The organism is Malonomonas rubra (assembly GCF_003247215.1).
GTDB lineage: Bacteria > Desulfobacterota > Desulfuromonadia > Desulfuromonadales > Geopsychrobacteraceae > Malonomonas > Malonomonas rubra_A.
Genome location: NZ_QKAP01000061.1, coordinates 1 through 20,900 on the forward strand (window position 1 = coordinate 1; position 20,900 = coordinate 20,900).

General features: G+C 51.4%; 21 protein-coding genes, 2 tRNA genes and 2 pseudogenes. 19 read left to right on the forward strand and 6 right to left on the reverse strand.

Going from position 1 to position 20,900, the window contains the following annotated elements:
* Nucleotides 1-149, forward strand: a pseudogene (locus Q7J88_RS05730) (phosphomannomutase CpsG); the annotation flags it as partial.
* 60 nt (nt 150-209) lie between these two features.
* Here Q7J88_RS05730 and tpiA read toward each other — a convergent pair.
* The 3 genes from tpiA to gap all read right to left on the reverse strand — a co-directional run bounded on the left by tpiA (nt 210) and on the right by gap (nt 3,234).
* Nucleotides 210-968, reverse strand: coding sequence for a triose-phosphate isomerase (gene tpiA, locus Q7J88_RS05735; protein ID WP_303721197.1), 759 nt, complete (start codon nt 966-968; stop codon nt 210-212).
* A 9-nt stretch (nt 969-977) separates the two neighbouring features.
* Nucleotides 978-2,168: a phosphoglycerate kinase gene (gene pgk / locus Q7J88_RS05740; RefSeq protein WP_303721198.1), complete on the reverse strand. Its 1,191-nt coding sequence runs from the start codon at nt 2,166-2,168 to the stop codon at nt 978-980.
* A gap of 67 nt (nt 2,169-2,235) precedes the next feature.
* Nucleotides 2,236-3,234 (reverse strand): type I glyceraldehyde-3-phosphate dehydrogenase, encoded by a 999-nt coding sequence (gene gap, locus Q7J88_RS05745; RefSeq protein ID WP_303721199.1) that lies wholly within the window; start codon nt 3,232-3,234, stop codon nt 2,236-2,238.
* Between the two features lie 245 nt (nt 3,235-3,479).
* Here gap and Q7J88_RS05750 point away from each other — a divergent pair, with 245 nt between their 5' ends.
* The 5 genes and pseudogenes from Q7J88_RS05750 to pyrE all read left to right on the forward strand — a co-directional run bounded on the left by Q7J88_RS05750 (nt 3,480) and on the right by pyrE (nt 10,176).
* Nucleotides 3,480-4,256 carry an MBL fold metallo-hydrolase gene (locus Q7J88_RS05750; RefSeq protein WP_303721200.1) on the forward strand — a complete coding sequence of 259 codons (777 nt, stop codon included), beginning with the start codon at nt 3,480-3,482 and terminating at the stop codon, nt 4,254-4,256.
* A gap of 90 nt (nt 4,257-4,346) precedes the next feature.
* Nucleotides 4,347-7,323 (forward strand): annotated as a pseudogene (locus tag Q7J88_RS15370) (phosphoribosylformylglycinamidine synthase subunit PurS).
* A gap of 2 nt (nt 7,324-7,325) precedes the next feature.
* The gene (locus Q7J88_RS05765; RefSeq protein ID WP_369681980.1) at nt 7,326-8,150 is read left to right on the forward strand and encodes a phosphoribosylformylglycinamidine synthase subunit PurQ; all 825 of its coding nucleotides are present in this window, start codon (nt 7,326-7,328) and stop codon (nt 8,148-8,150) included.
* Nucleotides 8,151-8,166: 16 nt separating this feature from the next.
* Nucleotides 8,167-9,573 (forward strand): amidophosphoribosyltransferase, encoded by a 1,407-nt coding sequence (gene purF, locus Q7J88_RS05770; protein ID WP_303721204.1) that lies wholly within the window; start codon nt 8,167-8,169, stop codon nt 9,571-9,573.
* A 51-nt stretch (nt 9,574-9,624) separates the two neighbouring features.
* Entirely contained in the window at nt 9,625-10,176 is a 552-nt protein-coding gene (gene pyrE / locus Q7J88_RS05775; RefSeq protein ID WP_303721205.1) for an orotate phosphoribosyltransferase, read from the forward strand.
* Between the two features lie 86 nt (nt 10,177-10,262).
* Here pyrE and Q7J88_RS05780 read toward each other — a convergent pair whose 3' ends face one another.
* Genes Q7J88_RS05780 through nadB form a run of 3 tightly spaced genes read right to left on the reverse strand, consistent with a single transcriptional unit; the run spans nt 10,263 to nt 12,384 of the window.
* Entirely contained in the window at nt 10,263-10,472 is a 210-nt protein-coding gene (locus Q7J88_RS05780) for a hypothetical protein (protein WP_303721206.1), read from the reverse strand.
* Nucleotides 10,473-10,476: 4 nt separating this feature from the next.
* Complete coding sequence (locus Q7J88_RS05785) at nt 10,477-10,749, reverse strand: chorismate mutase (protein WP_303721207.1); 273 nt, start codon at nt 10,747-10,749, stop codon at nt 10,477-10,479.
* A 30-nt stretch (nt 10,750-10,779) separates the two neighbouring features.
* The gene (gene nadB / locus Q7J88_RS05790; protein ID WP_303721208.1) at nt 10,780-12,384 is read right to left on the reverse strand and encodes an L-aspartate oxidase; all 1,605 of its coding nucleotides are present in this window, start codon (nt 12,382-12,384) and stop codon (nt 10,780-10,782) included.
* A 148-nt stretch (nt 12,385-12,532) separates the two neighbouring features.
* On the opposite strand from nadB, the gene Q7J88_RS05795 reads away from it, so the two are divergent.
* The 13 genes from Q7J88_RS05795 to Q7J88_RS05855 form a co-directional block, all read left to right on the forward strand.
* A complete protein-coding gene (locus Q7J88_RS05795; RefSeq protein ID WP_303721209.1) occupies nt 12,533-13,105 on the forward strand; it encodes a lytic transglycosylase domain-containing protein in 573 nt (190 codons plus the stop codon).
* 1 nt (nt 13,106) lies between these two features.
* A complete protein-coding gene (pgsA, locus tag Q7J88_RS05800) occupies nt 13,107-13,694 on the forward strand; it encodes a CDP-diacylglycerol--glycerol-3-phosphate 3-phosphatidyltransferase (protein ID WP_303721210.1) in 588 nt (195 codons plus the stop codon).
* Between the two features lie 115 nt (nt 13,695-13,809).
* Nucleotides 13,810-13,884, forward strand: a tRNA-Gly gene (locus Q7J88_RS05805).
* Between the two features lie 33 nt (nt 13,885-13,917).
* A tRNA-Gly gene (locus Q7J88_RS05810) sits at nt 13,918-13,992 on the forward strand.
* A gap of 136 nt (nt 13,993-14,128) precedes the next feature.
* Complete coding sequence (locus tag Q7J88_RS05815; RefSeq protein WP_303721211.1) at nt 14,129-14,629, forward strand: hypothetical protein; 501 nt, start codon at nt 14,129-14,131, stop codon at nt 14,627-14,629.
* Between the two features lie 17 nt (nt 14,630-14,646).
* Entirely contained in the window at nt 14,647-14,886 is a 240-nt protein-coding gene (locus Q7J88_RS05820; protein ID WP_303721212.1) for a hypothetical protein, read from the forward strand.
* A gap of 16 nt (nt 14,887-14,902) precedes the next feature.
* Entirely contained in the window at nt 14,903-15,628 is a 726-nt protein-coding gene (locus Q7J88_RS05825; RefSeq protein WP_303721213.1) for a metallophosphoesterase family protein, read from the forward strand.
* A gap of 81 nt (nt 15,629-15,709) precedes the next feature.
* Nucleotides 15,710-16,672, forward strand: a complete 963-nt coding sequence (locus Q7J88_RS05830) for a calcium/sodium antiporter (protein WP_303721214.1) — start codon at nt 15,710-15,712, stop codon at nt 16,670-16,672.
* Between the two features lie 136 nt (nt 16,673-16,808).
* On the forward strand, nt 16,809-17,276 hold the full coding sequence (locus Q7J88_RS05835; protein WP_303721215.1) for an Lrp/AsnC family transcriptional regulator: 468 nt from the start codon (nt 16,809-16,811) through the stop codon (nt 17,274-17,276).
* 24 nt (nt 17,277-17,300) lie between these two features.
* Nucleotides 17,301-18,563, forward strand: a complete 1,263-nt coding sequence (gene lysA, locus Q7J88_RS05840) for a diaminopimelate decarboxylase (protein WP_303721216.1) — start codon at nt 17,301-17,303, stop codon at nt 18,561-18,563.
* 11 nt (nt 18,564-18,574) lie between these two features.
* Nucleotides 18,575-19,885 carry a 23S rRNA (uracil(1939)-C(5))-methyltransferase RlmD gene (gene rlmD, locus Q7J88_RS05845; RefSeq protein WP_303721217.1) on the forward strand — a complete coding sequence of 437 codons (1,311 nt, stop codon included), beginning with the start codon at nt 18,575-18,577 and terminating at the stop codon, nt 19,883-19,885.
* 98 nt (nt 19,886-19,983) lie between these two features.
* A complete protein-coding gene (locus Q7J88_RS05850) occupies nt 19,984-20,514 on the forward strand; it encodes a ferredoxin domain-containing protein (protein WP_303721218.1) in 531 nt (176 codons plus the stop codon).
* A 247-nt stretch (nt 20,515-20,761) separates the two neighbouring features.
* On the forward strand, nt 20,762-20,900 hold a 139-nt coding region (locus Q7J88_RS05855), incomplete at its 3' end, for a P-II family nitrogen regulator (RefSeq protein WP_303721220.1).

The window sequence follows — 20,900 nt, forward strand, 5'->3', positions numbered from 1 at the left end:
GTTTGGAAATGGGGGCGTGGCGGTTCAACCTGCGCGAGTCGAATACCGAACCGGTACTGCGCCTGAATGTCGAGTCTAAAGGGAATATGGTGTTGATGCAGGAGAGGACGACAGAACTTCTAGAACTGATTGGCGGTGAGCCTGCCTGATACGGATTAAATATCGATCGAAAAAAACGGGGCGCTCGAAACTGAGCGCCCCGTTTTGTATTAAGCTTTTTCGAAACGAACTAGGCGGATAAAGTCATCCGCTTTGAGGCTGGCGCCACCGACCAGCGCGCCATCGATGTCGTCTTGGGCCATCAGGCCGTCTACGTTGCCCGGCTTGACGCTGCCGCCGTAGAGAATGCGGGTGGCTAAAGCAACCTCCTTGGTAAACATTCCCTGTAACAGGCCACGGATAAAGGAGTGGGCTTCCTGGGCCTGCTCGTCGGTAGCTGTCTGGCCGGTGCCGATCGCCCAGACTGGTTCGTAGGCAATAACCAGTTCTGCCATGTGCGTGGCCGAAAGATTGGCCAGCCCGCCCTTGATCTGGGTGGTTAAGACATCGAGCATCTCGCCGTTTTCTCTCTCCTGCAAAGTTTCCCCGATACAGAAAATCGGTTTCAGTCCAGCTTCTAAAGTTTTGATGATCTTCTGGTTGATGAAGGCATCGCTCTCTTCGAGTAGCTGCCGTCGCTCCGAATGGCCGATGATGACATATTCGCAACCGACATCCTTGAGCATCAAAGGTGAGACTTCACCCGTAAAGGCACCGGTTTCTTCCGGGTAACAGTTTTGCGCCGCCAGTTTGATCGGTGTGTCTTTTATTGTTTCGGCGACTGCGCTAAGAGCAGTAAAAACCGGGGCGATAACGATGTCTACCTCAGTGAAATTTGCCAGACACTTTGCAAGATCACCGCTTAATTCTTTGGCTTCGGCAATGGTTTTGTTCAGCTTCCAGTTGCCGGCAATCATTGGTTTACGCATGTTACCCTCCTATTTGTCAGTCAGTGCAACAACGCCGGGCAGGGCTTTGCCTTCTAAAAATTCCAAGGATGCGCCGCCACCGGTCGAAATGTGTGTCATTTTGTCCTGTAGGTTCGATTTGTTGACCGCGGCAACCGAGTCGCCGCCACCGATAATCGACAGGCAATCCGAAGCGGCCAGGGTTTCTGCAATAGCGAAGGTCCCCTTGGCGTAGGCATCAAACTCAAAAACGCCCATCGGACCATTCCAGACTACAGTTTTAGCCGCGGCAACCTTTTGTGCGTACAGCTTGATCGATTCAGGGCCGATATCGAGTCCCATTTTGTCAGCCGGGAAGTTTTCATTGGTGGCAACTTCTGCTGGGCTGCCGGCTGCAAACTCTCCGGTAACCAGATGATCGACAGGCAAGAGGAATTCGACCCCACTATTATTTGCTTTTTGCAGCAGCTCCTTGGCCAGTTCCAGGCGATCCTCCTCAACCAGTGATTTGCCGACCTCGTAGCCTTGGGCTTTGAGGAAGGTGTAGGCCATGCCGCCACCGATTAAAATGGCGTTGACTTTGCCGAGCAGGTTCTCGATTACCGTGATCTTGTCGCTGACTTTTGCTCCACCGAGGATCGCCACGAAGGGGCGCTGTGGATTGGCCAGTGCTCCCCCAAGGTATTTCAGCTCTTTTTCCATCAGGTAGCCTGAGACCGCAGGGGAGAGCAGTTTGGCAACTCCTTCGGTCGAGGCATGGGCGCGGTGCGCGGTGCCGAAGGCATCGTTGACATAAATTTCTGCCAGTTTCGCCAGTTGGCCGGCGAACACTGGGTCGTTATCAGTTTCACCTTTGTGAAAGCGGACATTCTCCAGCAGCATGATACTGCCGTTGGCAAGCTGATTGGCTCGCATCTCGATGTTTTCGCCAATACAGTCGGGTGCCATAATCACTTGTTGGCCGAGCAGGTCGCTCAAGTGACTGGCAACCGGACAAAGGCTAAATTCAGGTTTGGCTTCCCCTTTGGGGCGTCCCAAGTGCGACGCAAGAATCAGCTTGGCGCCTCTTTCAAGCAGGGCCTTGATGGTCGGTAACGCAGCGACCACCCGGGTATCATCGGTTATTTTCCCTTCCTCGTTAAGAGGGACATTGAAGTCTACGCGGCAGAATACGCGTTTTCCGGTAACATCAATGTCATCGATTGAGAGTTTGTTGAACATGAGCTATCCTCCAGAAATAAAAAAGGGCGCCGATCCCATTTCAGGATCGGCGCCGGGTCAATTGCATTTATTTGATGATGTAACGGACCAGGTCGAAGACCCGGTTTGAGTAGCCCCATTCATTGTCGTACCAGGTCATCACTTTCACCATGTTGCCTCCGATGACGTTAGTGGTCAGAGAGTCAAAGGTTGAGGATGCCGGTGAACCGTTGAAATCTACCGACACCAAAGGCTGATCGCAGTAGTCAAGGATACCTTTCATCTCACCGTTGGCGGCTTCCTTCATGGACGCGTTTACTTCTTCGATGCTGGTGGCCTTATCGGTTTCCACAACCAGATCGACAACTGAGACGTTTGGGGTCGGAACGCGGATCGCCATGCCGTCCAGTTTGCCTTTCAGTTCCGGAAGAACCAGCGAAACTGCTTTGGCAGCACCGGTGGTGGTCGGAATCATCGACATGGCAGCGGCGCGGGCACGGCGCAGGTCTTTGTGCGGCAGATCGAGAATGTTCTGGTCGTTGGTGTAGGCGTGAATGGTGGTCATTAGTCCGCGAACGATACCGAACTTCTGCATCAGAACCTTGGCGACCGGAGCCAGACAGTTGGTGGTACAGGATGCATTGGAGATGATGTGGTGTTTAGCCGCATCATAATCGGTTTCGTTGATCCCCATACAGACAGTCAGATCGGCATTGTTGCCAGGGGCGCTGATGACGACTTTTTTGGCGCCAGCTTCGAGGTGCAGTGCTGCTTTGTCACGAGCGGTGAACAGGCCGGTCGATTCAATGGCGATTTCCACACCCAACTCTTTCCAGGGCAGCTGTGCCGGATCTCTTTGCGAGAGGATTTTGATCGCTTTGCCGTTGATGACCAGAGCATCGCCTTCGACGCTGACATCGCCAGCGAAAGTGCCGTGTACCGAATCGTATTTGAACAGGTGCGCCAATGTTGTTGCATCGGTCAAATCGTTGATCGCCACGACTTCAATTTCGTTGGACCTGCAGGCGATGCGCAGCACATTTCTTCCGATGCGACCGAAACCATTGATAGCAACCTTTACAGCCATGAAATCCTCCTTGAAAATAAATAAATACGGTTAGTTGATACGAAATCCAATTTTGGTCTGTGAAAACTTGGCAACTATGCGGTATCTCACGAAGATTTACAGTGCCTAAGAGTACATTAAATTTTTAGCTTTGCAAATCACTTTCAATGAAAAAAATCCTTAAAAATCACAATGGTTTTTCTGCTTGCAGCCGACTGTGATTTTCGGTATAAGGGCAACGATTTTGGGGGAGGAAGGGAAATAGCGTGCGAGTCTGTTTGCTGGCCAGCGGTAGTCGAGGGAATAGTGCCCTGGTTGAAGCTGATGGATGTCGAATCCTGATCGATGCTGGTCTGTCGGGTCGCGAGATTGAGCGACGTTTGCAGGAATTAGGGCTGGCAGGAGATGATCTGCATGCAATCCTGGTTACTCACGAACACCATGATCATGTCGGCGGGGTAGGACCGTTGGCAAGACGCTACAACCTTCCGGTCTATATCGATCAGCAGACCTATACTGCTTTACCAAAGCTGGGCACGATTGCTGATCTTCAGCTGTTTACCGCTGGTGATAAGTTCGATTGTCGGGATCTGGCGATTCGCAGTTTCTCCACCACCCATGATGCGATCAATCCGGTTGGCTTCGTCATCGAATCAGTCGAGGGGCGGATTGGTTATGCAACAGACCTCGGCATGTCGACCAGATTGGTCAGTGATCAGTTGCAGGGATGTCGGGTACTGGTGTTGGAGGCGAACCACGATGAGCAGATGCTGCTCGATGGCCCGTACCCGTGGCCATTAAAACAGCGAATACGTGGTCGTCACGGCCATTTGTCGAATAATGAATCCAGGCGGCTGCTGCAGGAAGTCAGCTGGCCCGGTCTGGAGGCATTGTTTTTAGCACATTTAAGTGAAGAGAACAATTGCCCTGATCTGGTGGCGGAAACCTTCCGTCAATTTATGTCGCAGCACGGACATGCGCCGGAAATAATCATCGGGCGACAACATCAAGCGAGTTCCTGTTTTGTCGGAGCTCTGCTATAGTCACAAGTACAAAATGGAGAAAATTTCGGAGCAGGAAAGCTATTTCCTGCTTTGCTTGTTTCTTAGGACCGGAATAACGTGGAGTATTGAATGGCCTGGAGAATTGTTGTCGGACTGAAAAGCGGCGTTAAGGATGCGCGTGGTGAACGTGTGCGTCGCGAGATTAAAGAGCATCTCGGGTATCAACTGGAAAAGGTACAAACTCTTGATGTCTACACAGTTGATGCCGAACTGACTGATGCTGAAGTTGAGCAAGCGGCAGCTGGACCTTTTTCCGATCCGATTATTCAGGACGTTGCCATTAATAGCCCGTTGGCGACCGATTTCGATATCTTGATCGAGGTTGGTTTCCGTCCCGGCGTCACCGATAATACTGGCCGGACAGCGAAAGAAGCGATTCAGTACATCACTGGTCGCCCCTTTAAGGCGGATGAGGGGGTATACACGTCGACCCAGTATCTGCTGACCGGCCTCAAGGACAAGGACGTTGCAGAAAAGATTGCCAAAGATTTTCTCGCCAATGGCCTGATCCAGCGTTGGACAGTTCTTTCCGCAGCAGAGCTTGATCCGAATACCGGCGTGCCGGTCACAGTGCCGAAGGTGGTCAGCGACAGCACGCCTACCGTGCAATGCATCGATCTTAAGGTCAGTGACGAACAGCTGCTTGAAATCAGCCGACAGGGGATGCTGGCATTGAATCTCGAAGAGATGCAAAAGATCCAGCAGCATATCGCTAATCCGGAAGTCGTCGCCATTCGTGAAAAAGTTGGGCTCGGTGCCGAGTTGACCGATGTCGAGATAGAAGCGTTGGCCCAGACTTGGAGTGAGCACTGCAAGCACAAGATTTTCTCGGCGAAAATCGAGTACGAAGACGAGAACGGCAACAAGGAAACCATCGATTCGCTGTTTAAAACCTACATTGTTGGCGCGACCCGCGATATCCGCAAAGCGATGGGGGAGAATGATTTCTGCCTGTCAGTGTTCAAGGATAACGCCGGGGTCATCGAATTTACCGATGATTGGAGCGTTGTCTTCAAGGTTGAAACACATAACTCACCTTCGGCACTCGATCCGTACGGCGGCGCGCTGACCGGTATCGTTGGCGTCAATCGCGATGGGGTTGGCACTGGTATGGGCGCACGGTTGATTTTCAATACCGACGTTTTCTGCTTCGCCTCGCCGTTTCTGGAAAAAGAGCTGCCACCCCGTCTGTTGCACCCTCGGCGAATCTTTGAGGGAGTTGTCGAGGGGGTCGAACATGGAGGCAACAAGAGCGGCATCCCGACCATCAACGGTTCGATCGTTTTTGATGAGCGTTTTGCTGGCAAGCCGCTGGTCTACTGCGGTACCGCTTCGATTATGCCGCGTATCCTCAATGGCAAACCGTGTCACGAAAAGAAGGTGCAGGTCGGTGACCACATCGTGATGACCGGTGGCAGGATCGGCAAGGACGGAATCCACGGCGCGACTTTTTCCTCTGAAGAACTGCACGAAGGTTCCCCGGTGACCGCCGTGCAGATTGGCGACCCAATCACCCAAAGGAAGATGTTTGATTTCCTGGCGATCGCACGTGATCGCGGCCTGTATAATTCCTTTACCGATAACGGTGCCGGCGGGCTTTCCTCTTCGGTTGGCGAGATGGCTGAGGATACCGGTGGTTTCGAAATGCACCTTGACCGCGCCCCATTGAAATATTCCGGTGCCATGGGAGATCCTGATTTCAGAGGCGCAGGAGCGGATGACCCTGGCGGTTCCAGCGGACAAGTTGGAAGCGTTTGTCACCCTTGCTAAAGAAATGGACGTCGAAGCGACCGATCTGGGGAATTTTACCGACTCCGGTTATTTTCATTGCCTGTTTGAAGGGAAGACCGTTTCCTACCTATCGATGGAATTTCTCCACGAAGGGGTGCCACAGATGGTAATTCCGGCCAAGTGGCAACCGAAATCGCTCAGTGAGCCGGAGGTGGAAACGCCGAAAAATTTAAACGATGAGCTGCAGAAATTGCTCAGTCGGCTCAATATCTGCTCCAAAGAATCGGTGGTCCGTCGCTATGACCACGAAGTCCAGGCCGGTACAGTAATCAAGCCGCTGGTTGGGGTCGCCAACGATGGCCCGTCCGATGCGGCGGTGTTCCGGCCGATCCTCGATTCTTTCACCGGAGTGGTGGTTTCCCACGGCATTTGCCCCAGTTATAGCGACATCGACACCTATCACATGATGGCCTGCGCCATCGACGAAGGCTTGCGGAATTATGTTGCTGTCGGCGGCGATATCGATCATGTCGCTGGTCTCGACAACTTCTGCTGGTGCGACCCGGTCCAGAGCGAGAAAACTCCGGACGGCGAGTATAAGGCTGCTCAGCTGGTGCGCGCCAATAAAGCCCTCTACGACTACTGCGTCGCTTTCGGTGTGCCGCTGATCTCCGGCAAAGACTCGATGAAGAATGACTATCAGATCGGCGATACCAAGATTTCGATCCCGCCGACCGTGCTCTTTTCGGTGATCGGCAAGATTGCCGATGCACGCAAGTCGGTATCGATGGATGTCAAGCGTCCTGACGATCTGGTTTACCTGCTCGGCGATACGCATAACGAGTTGGGCGGTTCGGAGTATTATGCAGAACTGGGTGAGCTTGGCAGTAATGTGCCGAAGGTCGATGCCGAGTCGGCGCTACACCGCTATCGCACTCTGAACAAAGCACAGGAACAGCAGCTGGTTGCCTCCTGTCACGACCTGTCTGATGGCGGTCTGGCTGTGGCGTTGGCGGAGAAGGCCTTTGCTGGCGGTTATGGGATTAAAGTTTCGTTGGCGAAGGTGGCCGCCGATGTTGGCATGCGGGAGGACCAGATTCTGTTTTCCGAATCCCAGAGTCGCCTGTTGGTGACGGTTCATCGGGAAAACCAGACAACGTTCGAGGCACTGTTCAAGGGACAGAGCTGTCAACGGATCGGTACAGTCTGCACCCAGCCGGAGCTGTTGGTAACAGGTGAAAATAACAAGGTTTTGATCAGCTCTCCGATCGATCTATTGAAAGAGGCGTGGCAAGCGCCGTTGCGGGAGATGTAATGATGCCCAAACAAGTCAAAGCGATTGTCATTGCTGGAAATGGCACCAACTGTGAACGCGAGGTCGCTTTCGCCTGCCAGCTGGCCGGTGCTGATGTCGCCGATATCGTTCATGTCGCCGAGCTGCTCGCTGGGCGGGCCAAACTTGAGGACTATCATTTTTTGAATCTGGCTGGCGGTTTCCTAGATGGTGACGATCTCGGCAGTGCCAAGGCTGGAGCCAATCGGCTGTTGAACGCGAAAATTGCTGGTAGCCAGGAGACGATCGCCGATCAGATCCGCCAGTTTGTTGCCGACGGCAAGTTAGTGATGGGGGTCTGCAACGGTTTTCAATTGATGGTGAAAATGGGGCTGTTGCCGGCGTTGGCCGGAGGCAGCAAGCAGAGTTGCTCTCTGACCTTTAACGATGGTGGCCGATTTGAAGATCGCTGGACTTGGCTCAAGGTCGATAGCGACTCTCCCTGCATATTTACCCGTGGCCTTGATGCCGTCTATTTGCCGGTACGTCACGGGGAAGGAAAGTTCGTGGCCGACAATAAGCAGACCTTGGGGCAGTTGGAACAGCAAAACCTGGCTGTTGTGAAATATGCCGATGTAAACTTGCATCCAACCATGGAATACCCTGATAATCCAAATGGGAGCGAGTGCGCTATTGCCGGTATCTGCGATCCAACTGGCCGTTTGTTCGGCTTGATGCCACATCCGGAAGCCTATATCCATCGCACTCACCACCCACGCTGGACGCGTGAAGAACTTCCGGAAGAGGGGATGGGACTTTGGATGTATCAGAACGCTATTAGCTTCATCCGTGAAGAATTGCTGAAGTAAGGAGTCATTAGGACTGATGTTTGATAAATTACACGAAGAATGCGGTGTGTTCGGGATCTTTGGCCATCCGGAAGCCGCCAACTTAAGCTACCTGGGCCTTTATGCCCTGCAGCACCGTGGTCAGGAAAGCTGCGGTATCGTCGCTTCCGATGGATATCATCTGAACGCCCATCTTGGGATGGGGCTGGTTTCTGACGTTTTTAAAAAAGATGATGTTTTCGACCGTCTGCCCGGCCGCTCCGCCATTGGACATGTACGCTACTCGACCGCTGGTGGCAACGACATGAAAAACTGTCAGCCGATTATGGTCGACTATTCACGTGGCAGTATTGCTATCGCGCACAATGGCAACTTGGTCAACGCCCAGGAACTGCGCAATAAGTTGGAGGCAAGTGGGTCGATCTTTTCCACTACAGCCGATACTGAAACCATCATCCATCTGATTGCCCGTGCCCAGTCCGATTCGTTGGTCGACCGGATCTGCGAGGCACTGCACAGTGTCAAAGGAGCCTACAGTTTGGTTTTTCTGACCGAGACCCGGATGGTGGCGGTCAGAGATCCGAACGGCTTCCGCCCGCTGAGCTTAGGCAAACTGGACGGTGCCTATGTGGTGGCGTCCGAATCTTGTGCTTTTGACCTGATTGAAGCCGAGTTTATCCGCGAACTTGAACCGGGGGAGATGATCGTCATCGACAAACACGGCATGAATTCTTTCGCTCCGTTCAAGGAAGTCAAGAACACCCCCTGTATTTTTGAACATATCTATTTCGCCCGCCCGGATAGCAGGATCTTCGGCTCTATGGTCTATACGGTTCGTAAGGAGTTCGGTCGTCAACTGGCGCGTGAATACCCGGTCGAAGCCGATATCGTAATTGCGGTACCCGATTCAGGGGTGCCGGCGGCCATGGGCTATGCGGAAGAGGCCGGTTTGCCGCTGGAACTGGGGCTGATCCGCAACCATTACGTTGGACGTACCTTTATCGAGCCGCAACAGTCGATCCGTCATTTCGGCGTCAAGTTGAAGCTGAACCCGGTTCGCGAAATTATTGAAGGCAAGCGAGTCGTGGTTGTCGATGATTCGATCGTCCGGGGTACCACCTCGCGCAAGATCGTCAAGATGATCCGCAATGCAGGGGCCAAGGAGATTCATGTCCGGATTTCCAGCCCTCCGACAAGTTTCCCCTGTTTCTACGGCATAGACACCCCTTCGCGCAAGGAATTGATCTCTGCATCGCACACGATCGAAGAAATCAACCGCTATGTCACATCTGATACGCTCGGTTATATTTCTATCGAAGGAATGCATGAGACGATACGCAAACAAGGAAGTGAGGGAATCTCTTTCTGTGATGCCTGTTTCAGCGGGAATTACCCAGTTAAATTTCCCCGCCTGAAGTCTGATGATCAGCTTGGTTTGTTTTGATTTTTTAGATAATTTTCAGATATTTGTTTAAGTAAATTCTAGGAGCTGGTAATGGGTGTCAAAGATGAGTTGAAGGCGATTCTGGTCGAAATGTCTTACGAACAGCGCGAGGTGACGTTGGCCTCGGGGCGCAAGAGTGATTTTTATTTCGACGGTAAGCAGACCACCTTGCATGCAAAGGGCGGACTGCTGGTTGGAAAAGCATTCTGGGAAGAGGTCAAGCAATTTGAAGGTCCGATTCATGGTGTCGGTGGCCTGACCCTGGGGGCCGATCCGATCGCAACTGCAACCTCGATCGCTGCTCAGCTGGATGATGCTAATGTTCATGCGTTTATCATTCGCAAAGAGCCGAAAGGGCATGGCACCGGTCAGTGGTTGGAAGGGCGCAAGAATCTGCCGCCTGGATCCCGGGTGGTTATTGTCGAGGATGTTACCACCACCGGCGGATCCTCGATGAAGGCGGTTGAGCGTGCTCAGGAAGAAGGACTTGAAGTGCTCGGCATCGTGACTCTGGTTGATCGTGAAGAGGGGGCTCGCGAGGCGATTGAAGGGGCCGGACAGAAACTCCGTGCGGTGTTTACCCGCTCTGAGGTCGTTGGCTAATGGAGCGATCATTCCGGTCCTCTGGGACCGGTTCATCTCTGCATATATAAAGAACGGGGCGTTGAGTTATTCAACGCCCCGTTTTGTTATTCTTCTTTGGGGATGCAATAAACATCTAAAACACCCGGCAACTTGCCGAGAGCATCCCGGTCAATACGGCTGGTATCCCCGACCACGCCGAGGATAATCCGATCGGCGCCGGTCGATTGGTGAAAATCGCAATCCCGCTCTACCAGAAATTGTTTGGTCAGTTCCAGGTCTGCTTCGGTTGCCGCTTTTTTCATGATGACCAGCATGGCGTTAATCCCCTTTAGCGCGCACGCGTTCGAGGCTGCGGCTTTCATCTATGACCCGTTCAAACAGTCGAACGATCGCTTCGTTTTCGAGTGGGCCGGGGTTAATTTGCTTCATCCGTTCAAAGATCAGTTTTTCCCGTTTCGGATCGTAAATCGGCAGGTTCAATTTCTTTTTGATGTGGCCGATTTCCAGAGCCAGTAAAGCGCGTTCGTTGAAGATGCGTAGCAGTTCATCGTCCAGTTGATTGATTTTTACTCTGATGTCATCGATGTCCACAGCATAAATCCTTTATCTAGCGTGCAGATATTAATCGTATTGGCAGCCAGGGATAACGGTGTCATGACGGGCATTGATATCGTCGGTCGCAGGGTAGTCGATTGTGTAGTGCAAACCACGGCTCTCGTGGCGCATCAGCGCGCTTTGCACAATCAGTTTGGCAACGGTAGTGATATTGCGCAACTCAATCAGGTCTGAGGTGATGTAAAAGTTCCAGTAGTATTCGTCGATTTCCTTCTGGATCATGTTGATCCGGCTCAGGGCGCGATGCAGTCGCTTGTTGGAGCGAACGATGCCAACGTAGTTCCACATACTGCGGCGGATCTCATCCCAGTTGTGCGCGACCACAACCTCTTCGTCGCTGCAGGTGGCGCTACCGCAATCCCACGTTTCTATGGTGGGGAAGGGGAGGTGGTTTTCTCCGAGCCGCTGCAATGAGCATTCTGCCGCCTGCTTGGCAAAGACGACCCCCTCGAGCAAGCTGTTGCTGGCCAGGCGGTTTGCGCCGTGCAGGCCGGTGCAGGCCACTTCACCAATTGCAAACAGGTTGCGGATGCAGGTCTCCCCCTGCTTGTTCGTCTGCAGTCCACCGCACAGGTAGTGCGCCGCTGGAACAACGGGAATCGGTTCCTTGGTCATGTCGATCCCGTAATCGAGGCAGGTCTGGTAAATGGTCGGGAAGCGATCCTTGATGTAATCGGCACCCTTATGAGTGATGTCAAGAAATGCACAATCATCGCCGTGCTTTTTCATCTCGCTGTCGATTGCCCGGGCGACGATGTCGCGAGGGGCGAGGTCTTTCAACTTGTGATAGTCGGGCATGAACGCGTAGCCGTCGCTGCGTTTTAAAATCGCACCTTCACCGCGAACCGCTTCAGAAATCAAAAAGGATTTAGCGTTCGGATGGAAAAGGGTGGTCGGGTGAAATTGCATGAATTCCATATTGGCGACCGCCGCACCGGCGCGCCAGCCGATCGCTACCCCGTCGCCGGTAGCAACATCTGGGTTGCAGGTATAGAGATAGACCTTTCCGGCGCCGCCGGTTGCCAGAACCGTGAAGCGTGCGCCAAAGGTGATTACCTCGTCATTCTTGATGTCGAGGATGTAAGCACCAAGGCAACAGTTCTGATCTAGCGGTTTTTTGAGAATTTTAGCTTCGGTGATCAGATCGATCGCGATGTGATGTTGGTAGATGGTAATATTGGGATGTTTAAGTGCCGCCTCGACCAGAGCGCGTTCAATTTCCCGTCCGGTGGCGTCCTTAGCGTGCAGGATGCGACGGTGACTATGCCCTCCTTCACGGGTCAGGTCGTATTCGTCATTCTGGTTACGGCTGAAGTTTACGCCCCAGTCGATCAGGTCGGCAACCGCCTTTGGTCCCGCTTCGACGACCAGATCGACAACGTCGGGATGGGGGAGGTTGGCTCCGGCAACCATGGTGTCCTTGGCGTGAGCGGCAAAACTGTCTTCTGTTGACGAGACAGCCGCAATGCCGCCCTGGGCCAGCTGGGTTGCTGTAATGTCGATATCCCTTTTGGTAATCAGGGAAACTGAACCGTGGTCTGCTACTTTAAGTGCATAGGACAGGCCGGCAATTCCTGACCCGATGATGAGGAAATCGGATGTGATTTTCATGATTTAACAATCCTGACTGGCAATTTGTCAGATTAAATTACAAACGAAAATTTCATGAGCGGCATTATCGTTGGCGTATCTGGTGATGTCAAGAAAATCAGGGGGTATCGGTATTGAAATTAATCCCCTCTTCGTTTAGGATTACAAAATGCTCATAAATGCGCCTCGCATATGGTTAGCTTTCGTCTGTCTAATCTGCCTACTCACTCCTCTTGTGGGTGAGGCGGCAATCTATCGCTACGTAGATGAAGAAGGCCAATTGCATTTTACCAATGTGCCTACCGGCAGTCGTTATCGCTTATATCGTAATGATGACGAAACCTACCGCATCGATACGTTAATAAGGCATTTTGCTGACAAGTTCAGCCTTGACGCTGCCTTGATCAAGGCAGTCATCAAGGTTGAAAGCGACTTCAATCCCCGCGTTGTGTCAAGCAAGGGGGCTCAGGGTTTGATGCAGTTGATGCCGGAGACGGCGTTGGAAGTTGGGGTGAGTAACCCTTTTGATCCCTCTCAGTCGATCTACGGTGGCTCTCTTTATTTGCGTAAAATGCTTGATTCTTTCAACTTGAACCTCGATCATGCGCTGGCGGCGTATAATGCCGGACCAATGTCGGTGCGAAAATACGGCGGTATTCCCCCTTACAAAGAGACGCAAAATTATGTAAAAAGGGTGAAGCAATATTTTGATTACTATCGCCGTGTGAAAGGCACCTACTGAAATGACTGATGATGTGAAATTGATGAATTTGCCGAACATCCTGACTTTGGCCCGTATTGCTGCCGTGCCGGTCGTGGTGGTCCTGTTGATGTTCGAGTCGAGGGAGACAAGCTTTGGGGCCGCAATTGTCTTCTCTTTGGCGGCAATTACCGATTGGTTGGATGGTTACCTCGCTCGCAAGTGGCAGGTTGTCACCGTGCTGGGGAAATTCCTCGATCCGCTAGCGGATAAGCTGATCGTTATGGCTGCACTGATTATGCTGATTCCCCTCGACAGGGTGCCGGCATGGGCGGTTTTCGTTATTCTCGCGCGGGAAATGCTGGTGACCGGTTTGCGCTCGATCGCCTCGTCTGAAGGAATCGTCATCGCCGCCAGCAACTTGGGGAAGTATAAGACGATTTTTCAGATGGTTGCTATTATCGGCCTGTTGCTGCATTACCGTTTTTACTGGTTCTTCGGTGTGGAGTTGGATTTCCTCTATCCGTCGTTTCATAATGCCGGGATCTTTTTCTTCTATATATCTTTATTGTTGACCATTTGGTCCGGCGGGGATTATCTGGCGAAGTTCTTTAAAGTCTTTGCTCGTTGAAAAATCCAAATTTATTAGACTGTTAGCTGCTTGGGGAAAAACTTTATTTTTTATTGACACTTTACGAATCGTTTTGCTATAACTGCATCCGCTCGTCACGACGAGCTGAAAATGAGCGGGAATAACTCAGTGGTAGAGTGCAACCTTGCCAAGGTTGACGTCGCGAGTTCGAATCTCGTTTCCCGCTCCAGAAGATTTCTGCTCAGCAGTTCGCATATAGTTTGCGGGAATAACTCAGTGGTAGAGTGCAACCTTGCCAAGGTTGACGTCGCGAGTTCGAATCTCGTTTCCCGCTCCAAAAACGAAGAGGTCAGGTTTTCCTGGCCTCTTTTTTTTGTTTCGAGCTGGCCGAAACAATTGAGACCTGTTCCTGAATTGATAAAGTTATATCAAGCAAGATTCGTTTGTTGTCGACTTCCAGTCAGGAGAGAGTCATGAGTGAAAACACGCAAAAATCAGAAGAACATGAAGATGTCAGCCTTTACCAGAAATTGGCGGATCGGGCAGCCGAGGCATTTCAGGGAGGTCGTAGGTCCTTGGATGAAGCGCTGAAAAAGGCGGGCGAAGAATTAACCTCTGGAGGAGAATATACCCGCGAACAAGCTGAAAAGGTTGGTGAGTTTTTGCGTCGCGACATCGGTGAGGTCGGTAAGAAGGCTCGGCAGGCTAGGGATTCAGTCATCGAGGCTGTCGAACCACATCGGGTTGCTGCCGGGGTGCAAAGCGGGTTGTCGAAACTACTGCGAAGTGCAGCAGATGTACTGACCGAAATAGCAGGCAAGTCTGAGCAGATTCTGGATTTTAAGACCGGTGAAGTGACCAGCCCTGGAACCCTGACCTGCAAAGAGTGTGGCAAAGAGATGCATTTCAAGACGACAGTGAAAATCCCGCCTTGTCCTCATTGTCACAAAACCAAGTTCCGTAAATCGTACTGAGCCATGGGTTGGCTAGAATGAGAAGATTTCTCAAGAAAATACCTTATTCTTTTCTAGTACCAGCTGCGCTGTTGTCTGGCTTTGCACCCTTTGTCCCTGAGCCGCATCTGTTGGAAAAAATTCGCTTTCTGTTAGCAGGTGAATTAGTTCGTTTCATTGATATCTTTGACCTGCTGCTGCACTCGACACTGATTGTACTTCTGTTGCTCAAGTTGTTGCTGGTCGGGTTCAAAGATCGCCAGTCGAGTATCATGTAGGCAGTTTGTATCGATTATGTCACGGTTGATTGCAGTTGGTGATATCCATGGCCAATATCAGATGCTTGTCGAGTTGATGGCTAAAGTGCAGCCGGATGAAACTGATCAACTGGTTTTTCTCGGTGACTATATCGATCGTGGTTCGGCGTCGTCAGCGGTCCTCGACTGGCTGATCTCTTTTCGGCGCCGGTATCCACAATCTGTGTTTTTGCGGGGGAACCATGAACAGATGCTGCTTGATGCAGTGGCTGCAGTGAAACATAAATCGGAGGTTGGGAACAATTTTTTCCTCGATTTTATGAACCTGCAGACCGGGGGGTTGCCGAGCGCTGTTTATTCGTTCGTTGCTTGTGGTGGGCTTGAAACACTCAAGTCATATGTCAATACTGAAGCAGATGTAAATATTTGTGACATGTTGCAACAAATACCTTCTGAGCATCTTGAATTTATCCAACAACTGCCTTTTTTTTATCAACTGAAACAGTTTTTTTTCGTTCATGCTGGGGTTGATCCGAAAGATTTGACTGGGGAAAAGAATGATAACCAGGCATTTTTATGGGAACGTAGACCTCTGTGGAAGAAGGCAAAAAACTGGGATAAGGTGGTTGTTCATGGCCACACCCCGGTTCGAGAACCTTATGTAGACGGGTTAGAAATAAATATTGATACCGGTGCTGGGTACGGCTCCTGTTTGACTGCCTGTAATGTGCTGAATGGAAAAATTTGGCAAAGTTGTACTTAACGACTGCACTCTTTTTCTTGACAAGTAGCTTCGCTAGTGTGTCTATTTCACTTTCTTTTTAATCTTTGATTCAGGTTGTATATGACTTTGGCATTTGCTGTTGCTGCCGTGATTTGCGGCTTGGCTTTGTTGGTTTGGAGCGCAGATCGTTTCGTTGATGGTGCTGCCGCGACAGCGTTGCATGCTGGGATGCCAACACTTTTGATCGGCATGGTGATCATTGGCTTCGGTACTTCTGCTCCGGAGATGGTTGTCTCGGCGTTTTCTGCGGCGCAGGGGAATCCCGGTTTGGCTCTCGGTAATGCCTATGGGTCGAATATCGCGAACATCGCTTTAATCCTCGGGCTGACCGCCTTGATCTGTCCGATTAATGTGAAGTCAAGTATTTTACGCAAGGAATTGCCGATTCTCCTGCTTATAACTGCTCTGGCCGTGTTGCAACTGGTGGATGGATTTATCAGTCGTGCTGACGCCTGGACTCTCCTACTGGTATTTGCAATTCTGATGGGCTGGTCGATCTGGCAGGGGATGCGCCATCGCAGTGACAGCCTGAGCGCAGATATTAAGCCGATGCCGCTAAAACAGGCTCTGTTCTGGACATTTATCGGCATGCTGCTGTTGGTTGTTAGTTCCAGGATTCTGGTGTGGGGAGCGGTTGAAATTGCCCGTGCCTTCGGGGTTAGCGACCTGATTATCGGGTTGACGGTCGTTGCTGTTGGAACCTCTTTACCCGAACTTGCTTCAGCGTTGGCTGCAACCCGCAAGGGTGAGCACGACCTTGCCCTGGGCAACGTTCTCGGCTCCAACCTTTTTAACACGCTCGCGGTTGTTGGTATTGCCGGGACGATCCAACCGATGGTGGTTGATTCGGTGGTGTTGTGGCGCGACTGCACGGTGATGGGCGGTTTAACCCTGGCGCTGTACATTTTTGGTATCGGCGTGCGAAGACCGGGAAGGATCAATCGGTTGGAGGGCGCAGGACTGCTGGTTGTTTACCTGTCTTATAATGCCTATCTGGTTTCACAGGTTATCGCCGCAGTTTAAGCGAACTGCTGTTGCCTGTCTCTGCATCGCACTCCCTTTTAGTTTTTTGTCAATCAAGCTGCAAATTGATTCTTCAGGAAGGAAAGTTGACTAGATTGTTGACAATACGGTTTCTGCAGAATTATATTCTGTTTCTATGAAGTATGAGAGAATAATCGACGATGTCGACCATAAAATTCTAGAGATTCTTCAAGAGAAAGCACGCGTTCCAAATGCCGAGGTTGCCAGGCAGGTGGGGATGGCGCCTTCTGCCGTTCTGGAGCGGATTCGCAAGCTTGAAGAACGCAGTATCATTGAGGGATACGAGGTGCGCCTGAATCCCATGGAGTTCGGGCAGGGGTTGACTGCTTTTGTTCAGGTGTCGGCTCTGCCACAGGCGAACGGTAAGCTTGCCGCGCAATTGGCTGAAGTCCCCGGGGTACAGGAAGTGCACCAGGTTGCTGGGGCAGATGGCTATCTGCTCAAATTGCGGGTTGCCGACAATGCAGAGCTCGGCGTCATACTGCGTGACGAATTAATGATGTTGAGCGGGGTCGAATCGACCAGGACCAGCATCGTTCTCAATACAATAAAAGAAACCCGAAAAATAGATCTGAATCGCTAAACATTATTTTCAGGAGTCGTTGCTATGCCGATGTCACAGTCATTCAAGGATCGTCTGCTTCCGGTCATCAATCAAATTGCCGAGCATTATGGCACCCCTTTTCACGTTTATGATGAAGTCGGAATCCGGGAAACAGGCGAAAAATTAAAGCAGGTATTTGCCGGTATCGAAGGATTTCGTGAGTATTACGCGGTTAAAGCGCTGCCGAATCCGAAGATTCTGGAGTTGATGTTCGACATGGGCTTCGGTGCTGATTGCAGCTCGATTCCGGAACTGATCATGAGTCGTCAACTAGGCGCCAAGGGTGAAGACATCATGTTTACCTCCAACAATACCAACCAGGTTGAGTTTGCTGCCGCTGCCGCAGAAGGTGGTTGCGTGCTGAATCTGGATGACATCTCGCTGGTCGACAAGGTGCCGGAGGTTCCTGAGTTGATCTGCTTTCGTTATAACCCGGGGCCGCGGCGTACCGGCAACGTCATTATCGGTAACCCGGTTGAAGCCAAGTATGGCGTCAGCCACGATCAGGTGGTGGAGGCTTATCGCAAGGCCCAGCAACGTGGCGCCAAGCGTTTCGGTCTGCACACCATGGTCGCTTCGAACGAGCTCGATTACACCTACATGGTTGAAACCGCGCGCATGGTGCTGGAGATCGCCGAGTTGGTTGAGGCCGAACTGGGAATCCGCTTTGAGTTTGTCAACATCGGCGGTGGGTTCGGTATCCCCTATCAGCCGGATCAGGCTCCCCTCGACATTGAAGCTATGGCGAAAGAAATTACTGAACAGTTTGATGCTTTTAAAGAAAAGCATGGCTACGCGCCGCGCATGTACATGGAGAGCGGTCGCTACATGACCGGTCCGCACGGCTGCCTGGTGACAACCGCTATCAACCACAAGGATACCTATCGTAAATATATCGGTGTCGATGCCTGTATGTCGTCGCTGATGCGTCCGGCGCTTTACGATGCCTATCATCATATCGACGTGGTTGGTAAGGTAGGGGAGGAGAAGAGCGAAGTGTACGACGTGGTCGGCTCGCTTTGTGAAAATAATGATAAGTTCGCGGTCCAACGCGAGTTGCCGCCGATCCAAGAGGGGGATCTGGTGGTGATTCATGACAGCGGCGCACATGGTCATGCCATGGGTTTTCAGTATAACGGTCGGTTGCGGCCCAAAGAGCTGCTACTGAAAGCAGATGGCAGTGTGGAGCTGATTCGTCGGGAAGAAACGGTAGAGGACTATTTTGCGACGTTGAAGTTTGACGCAGACGAAATGCAACCGAAGTAAGCGGGGCGTTTTTGTCAGCTCGTGAATCGACAAACGGTCTGATCGGACCGCTGTGGATTGAAAATCTGGCAAACGGCGGCAAAGGGATCGCTCGTGATAACGGCCGAGTAATTTTCGTTGCCAATGCGTTTCCGGGAGATCTGGTTCTCTGTCGGGTAACCAATGCGAAGAAAAACTACGCTGAGGCGGAGGTCGTGGATCTTTTGCAACTTTCGCCTCAGCGGCGTATCCCTCCCTGCCCGGTTGCGGAAGAGTGTGGCGGCTGCCAGTGGCAACAACTTCCCTACACAGAACAGCTGAAATGGAAACAGCAACTGTTTAGCGATACCCTGATTCGAAAGCTCCGGATCGACCCCCAACTGATTCGACAGATTGCCCCATCACCCGATGAATTTGGCTACCGCAGCCGGGTGCAGGTGAAGTGTCATCTTGCACCAGATGGGTTTGTGACCGGTTTTTTTCGGCCCAGGAGTCGCTTCGTCGTTGCTGTAGATAGCTGCCCTTTGATGCCGCCGCACTTAAATCAACTGTTGAGACGGCTGCGTGAGCCGATTGCTTCGAGCCGCTTCGTCGATAAGATCCCCCAGATCGATCTGGCGACCGGATACGACGATCGGAGCAGAGCGGTTGTTCATTATCTTGGCACCGAAAAAGCCGCTATAAGTGAAATGCTGCTGCCGGTTGCAGAACGGTTTGATTTCGATCTAGTAATTCAGTGTGGTCGTAAAGAATCCTTATCAACCGTGCGGGGTAGCGGAGAGCTGAAGATCAGCGTCGATCAGCCGGATCTCCTTTTGACTTATGCCGCTGGAGGTTTTGCGCAGATCAATCTTTTGCAAAACCGGAAGCTGGTCGAGGCGGTTATGGCTGCAGCTGAATGTAAAGGAGATGAACAGGTTCTGGATCTTTACTGTGGAATGGGCAACTTCTCCCTGCCACTAGCTCGTCGGGCAGCACAGGTAACCGGCGTGGAGGATTTTGCTCCTTCGATTGAGATGGCGCGCCGCAATGCGCGTGCAAACGATATCGCCAACGTTGATTTTCAGGTATGTTCCGCAGAACAGGTACTGCTGAACTCTTCAACCAAATTCGATCTGCTGGTCCTTGACCCTCCGCGCGCCGGTGCTTTTGCCGTTGTCAAGCAGTTACTCAAGCGGCCGATAAGGCGTGTAGCGTATGTTTCTTGTGACCCGCAAACCTTAGCCCGTGATCTACAAGTATTGCTGCATGGTGGCTACCGGCTGGTTTCCTCTCAAGCTTTCGATATGTTTCCTCAGACTCACCACGTTGAAAGTCTTACGGTACTTGAAAAGCAGCTGTGATTCAAAAAAGTTTTGCTGGTTTCACTTGCAGTTCGCGGGAGTCGGTAATATAGTTTTAAACCTTATTGCCATGTGGCTTGGAAAAGGTTGCTGAAAAGATGTTATTGATTAGTGCTCAGGCAGAGACGGAAGCGGTTTTGATAGCGGCGCGGCAGATGTGTATGGCTGCCAGAACAGCGCCGAAGGGGAAAGGCAAAGACCTTTTGGTCACGGCGATTGTCAGTGGCGAAGAGAAAGACCAAATCAGTCAGAGGATGAAATTGATCGGCGAAAAGCATGAGATTCCTTTTTTTCTGCGTGATTCTGCGAATGTCGATAGCTGTGAGTTGATGGTTTTGCTTGGTACCCGTAAAGAACCGCTTGGAATTCCAAACTGTGGTTTTTGTGGTTTTGGGAATTGTGATGCCATGCTCCAGGCCGGCGGCTGTTGTAGTTTTAATTCTGGTGACCTGGGAATTGCTGTTGGCTCCGCTGTCAGTGTTGCTGCCGATCTGCGGATTGATAATCGTGTTATGTTTTCAGCCGGGAAAGCAGCTCTTGAGTTGGGAATGCTCGGCCCAGATGTGCAGATTGCCTACGGAATTCCCCTGTCCGTCACAGGCAAAAGTCCATTTTTTGACCGACAATGATGCTTAAAAAGCAGGCATGAAAATATGCTTATGATCAAAGATTGGGCAGAGGGTGTTTTCTGTGGTTTGGAGAAGCATTTTGTTGCCTTTTTGATTTCGATAAGACATTGAAATGATAAGAGAAAAAGATAGCTTTTGGTTGTTGCTTTGAGTGGCAAGCTCTTTGCAATTGTCCTAGGTCGCTCGGTGCCGGAATATATGTTATCGCTGACCGGCCAAACTCAATATTTTACGGAGGATAGCTGATATGCGTAAGGTTGAGGCAATTATCAAGCCTTTTAAACTGGACGAAGTGAAAGAGGCGTTGAATGAAATCGGAATTCAGGGGATTACCGTTAGCGAAGTCAAAGGCTTCGGCCGTCAGAAAGGGCATACTGAGCTTTATC

What these genes read in the sequence shown, in the direction of transcription:
- tpiA (WP_303721197.1), bottom strand. Translation starts at nt 968, where the DNA reads ATGCGTAAACCAATGATTGCCGGCAACTGGAAGCTGAACAAAACCATT.
- pgk (WP_303721198.1), bottom strand. Translation starts at nt 2,168, where the DNA reads ATGTTCAACAAACTCTCAATCGATGACATTGATGTTACCGGAAAACGC.
- gap (WP_303721199.1), bottom strand. Translation starts at nt 3,234, where the DNA reads ATGGCTGTAAAGGTTGCTATCAATGGTTTCGGTCGCATCGGAAGAAAT.
- Q7J88_RS05765 (WP_369681980.1), top strand. Translation starts at nt 7,326, where the DNA reads ATGCCCAAACAAGTCAAAGCGATTGTCATTGCTGGAAATGGCACCAAC.
- purF (WP_303721204.1), top strand. Translation starts at nt 8,167, where the DNA reads ATGTTTGATAAATTACACGAAGAATGCGGTGTGTTCGGGATCTTTGGC.
- pyrE (WP_303721205.1), top strand. Translation starts at nt 9,625, where the DNA reads ATGGGTGTCAAAGATGAGTTGAAGGCGATTCTGGTCGAAATGTCTTAC.
- Q7J88_RS05780 (WP_303721206.1), bottom strand. Translation starts at nt 10,472, where the DNA reads ATGCTGGTCATCATGAAAAAAGCGGCAACCGAAGCAGACCTGGAACTG.
- nadB (WP_303721208.1), bottom strand. Translation starts at nt 12,384, where the DNA reads ATGAAAATCACATCCGATTTCCTCATCATCGGGTCAGGAATTGCCGGC.
- Q7J88_RS05795 (WP_303721209.1), top strand. Translation starts at nt 12,533, where the DNA reads ATGCTCATAAATGCGCCTCGCATATGGTTAGCTTTCGTCTGTCTAATC.
- pgsA (WP_303721210.1), top strand. Translation starts at nt 13,107, where the DNA reads ATGACTGATGATGTGAAATTGATGAATTTGCCGAACATCCTGACTTTG.
- Q7J88_RS05815 (WP_303721211.1), top strand. Translation starts at nt 14,129, where the DNA reads ATGAGTGAAAACACGCAAAAATCAGAAGAACATGAAGATGTCAGCCTT.
- Q7J88_RS05820 (WP_303721212.1), top strand. Translation starts at nt 14,647, where the DNA reads ATGAGAAGATTTCTCAAGAAAATACCTTATTCTTTTCTAGTACCAGCT.
- Q7J88_RS05825 (WP_303721213.1), top strand. Translation starts at nt 14,903, where the DNA reads ATGTCACGGTTGATTGCAGTTGGTGATATCCATGGCCAATATCAGATG.
- Q7J88_RS05830 (WP_303721214.1), top strand. Translation starts at nt 15,710, where the DNA reads ATGACTTTGGCATTTGCTGTTGCTGCCGTGATTTGCGGCTTGGCTTTG.
- Q7J88_RS05835 (WP_303721215.1), top strand. Translation starts at nt 16,809, where the DNA reads ATGAAGTATGAGAGAATAATCGACGATGTCGACCATAAAATTCTAGAG.
- lysA (WP_303721216.1), top strand. Translation starts at nt 17,301, where the DNA reads ATGCCGATGTCACAGTCATTCAAGGATCGTCTGCTTCCGGTCATCAAT.
- Q7J88_RS05850 (WP_303721218.1), top strand. Translation starts at nt 19,984, where the DNA reads ATGTTATTGATTAGTGCTCAGGCAGAGACGGAAGCGGTTTTGATAGCG.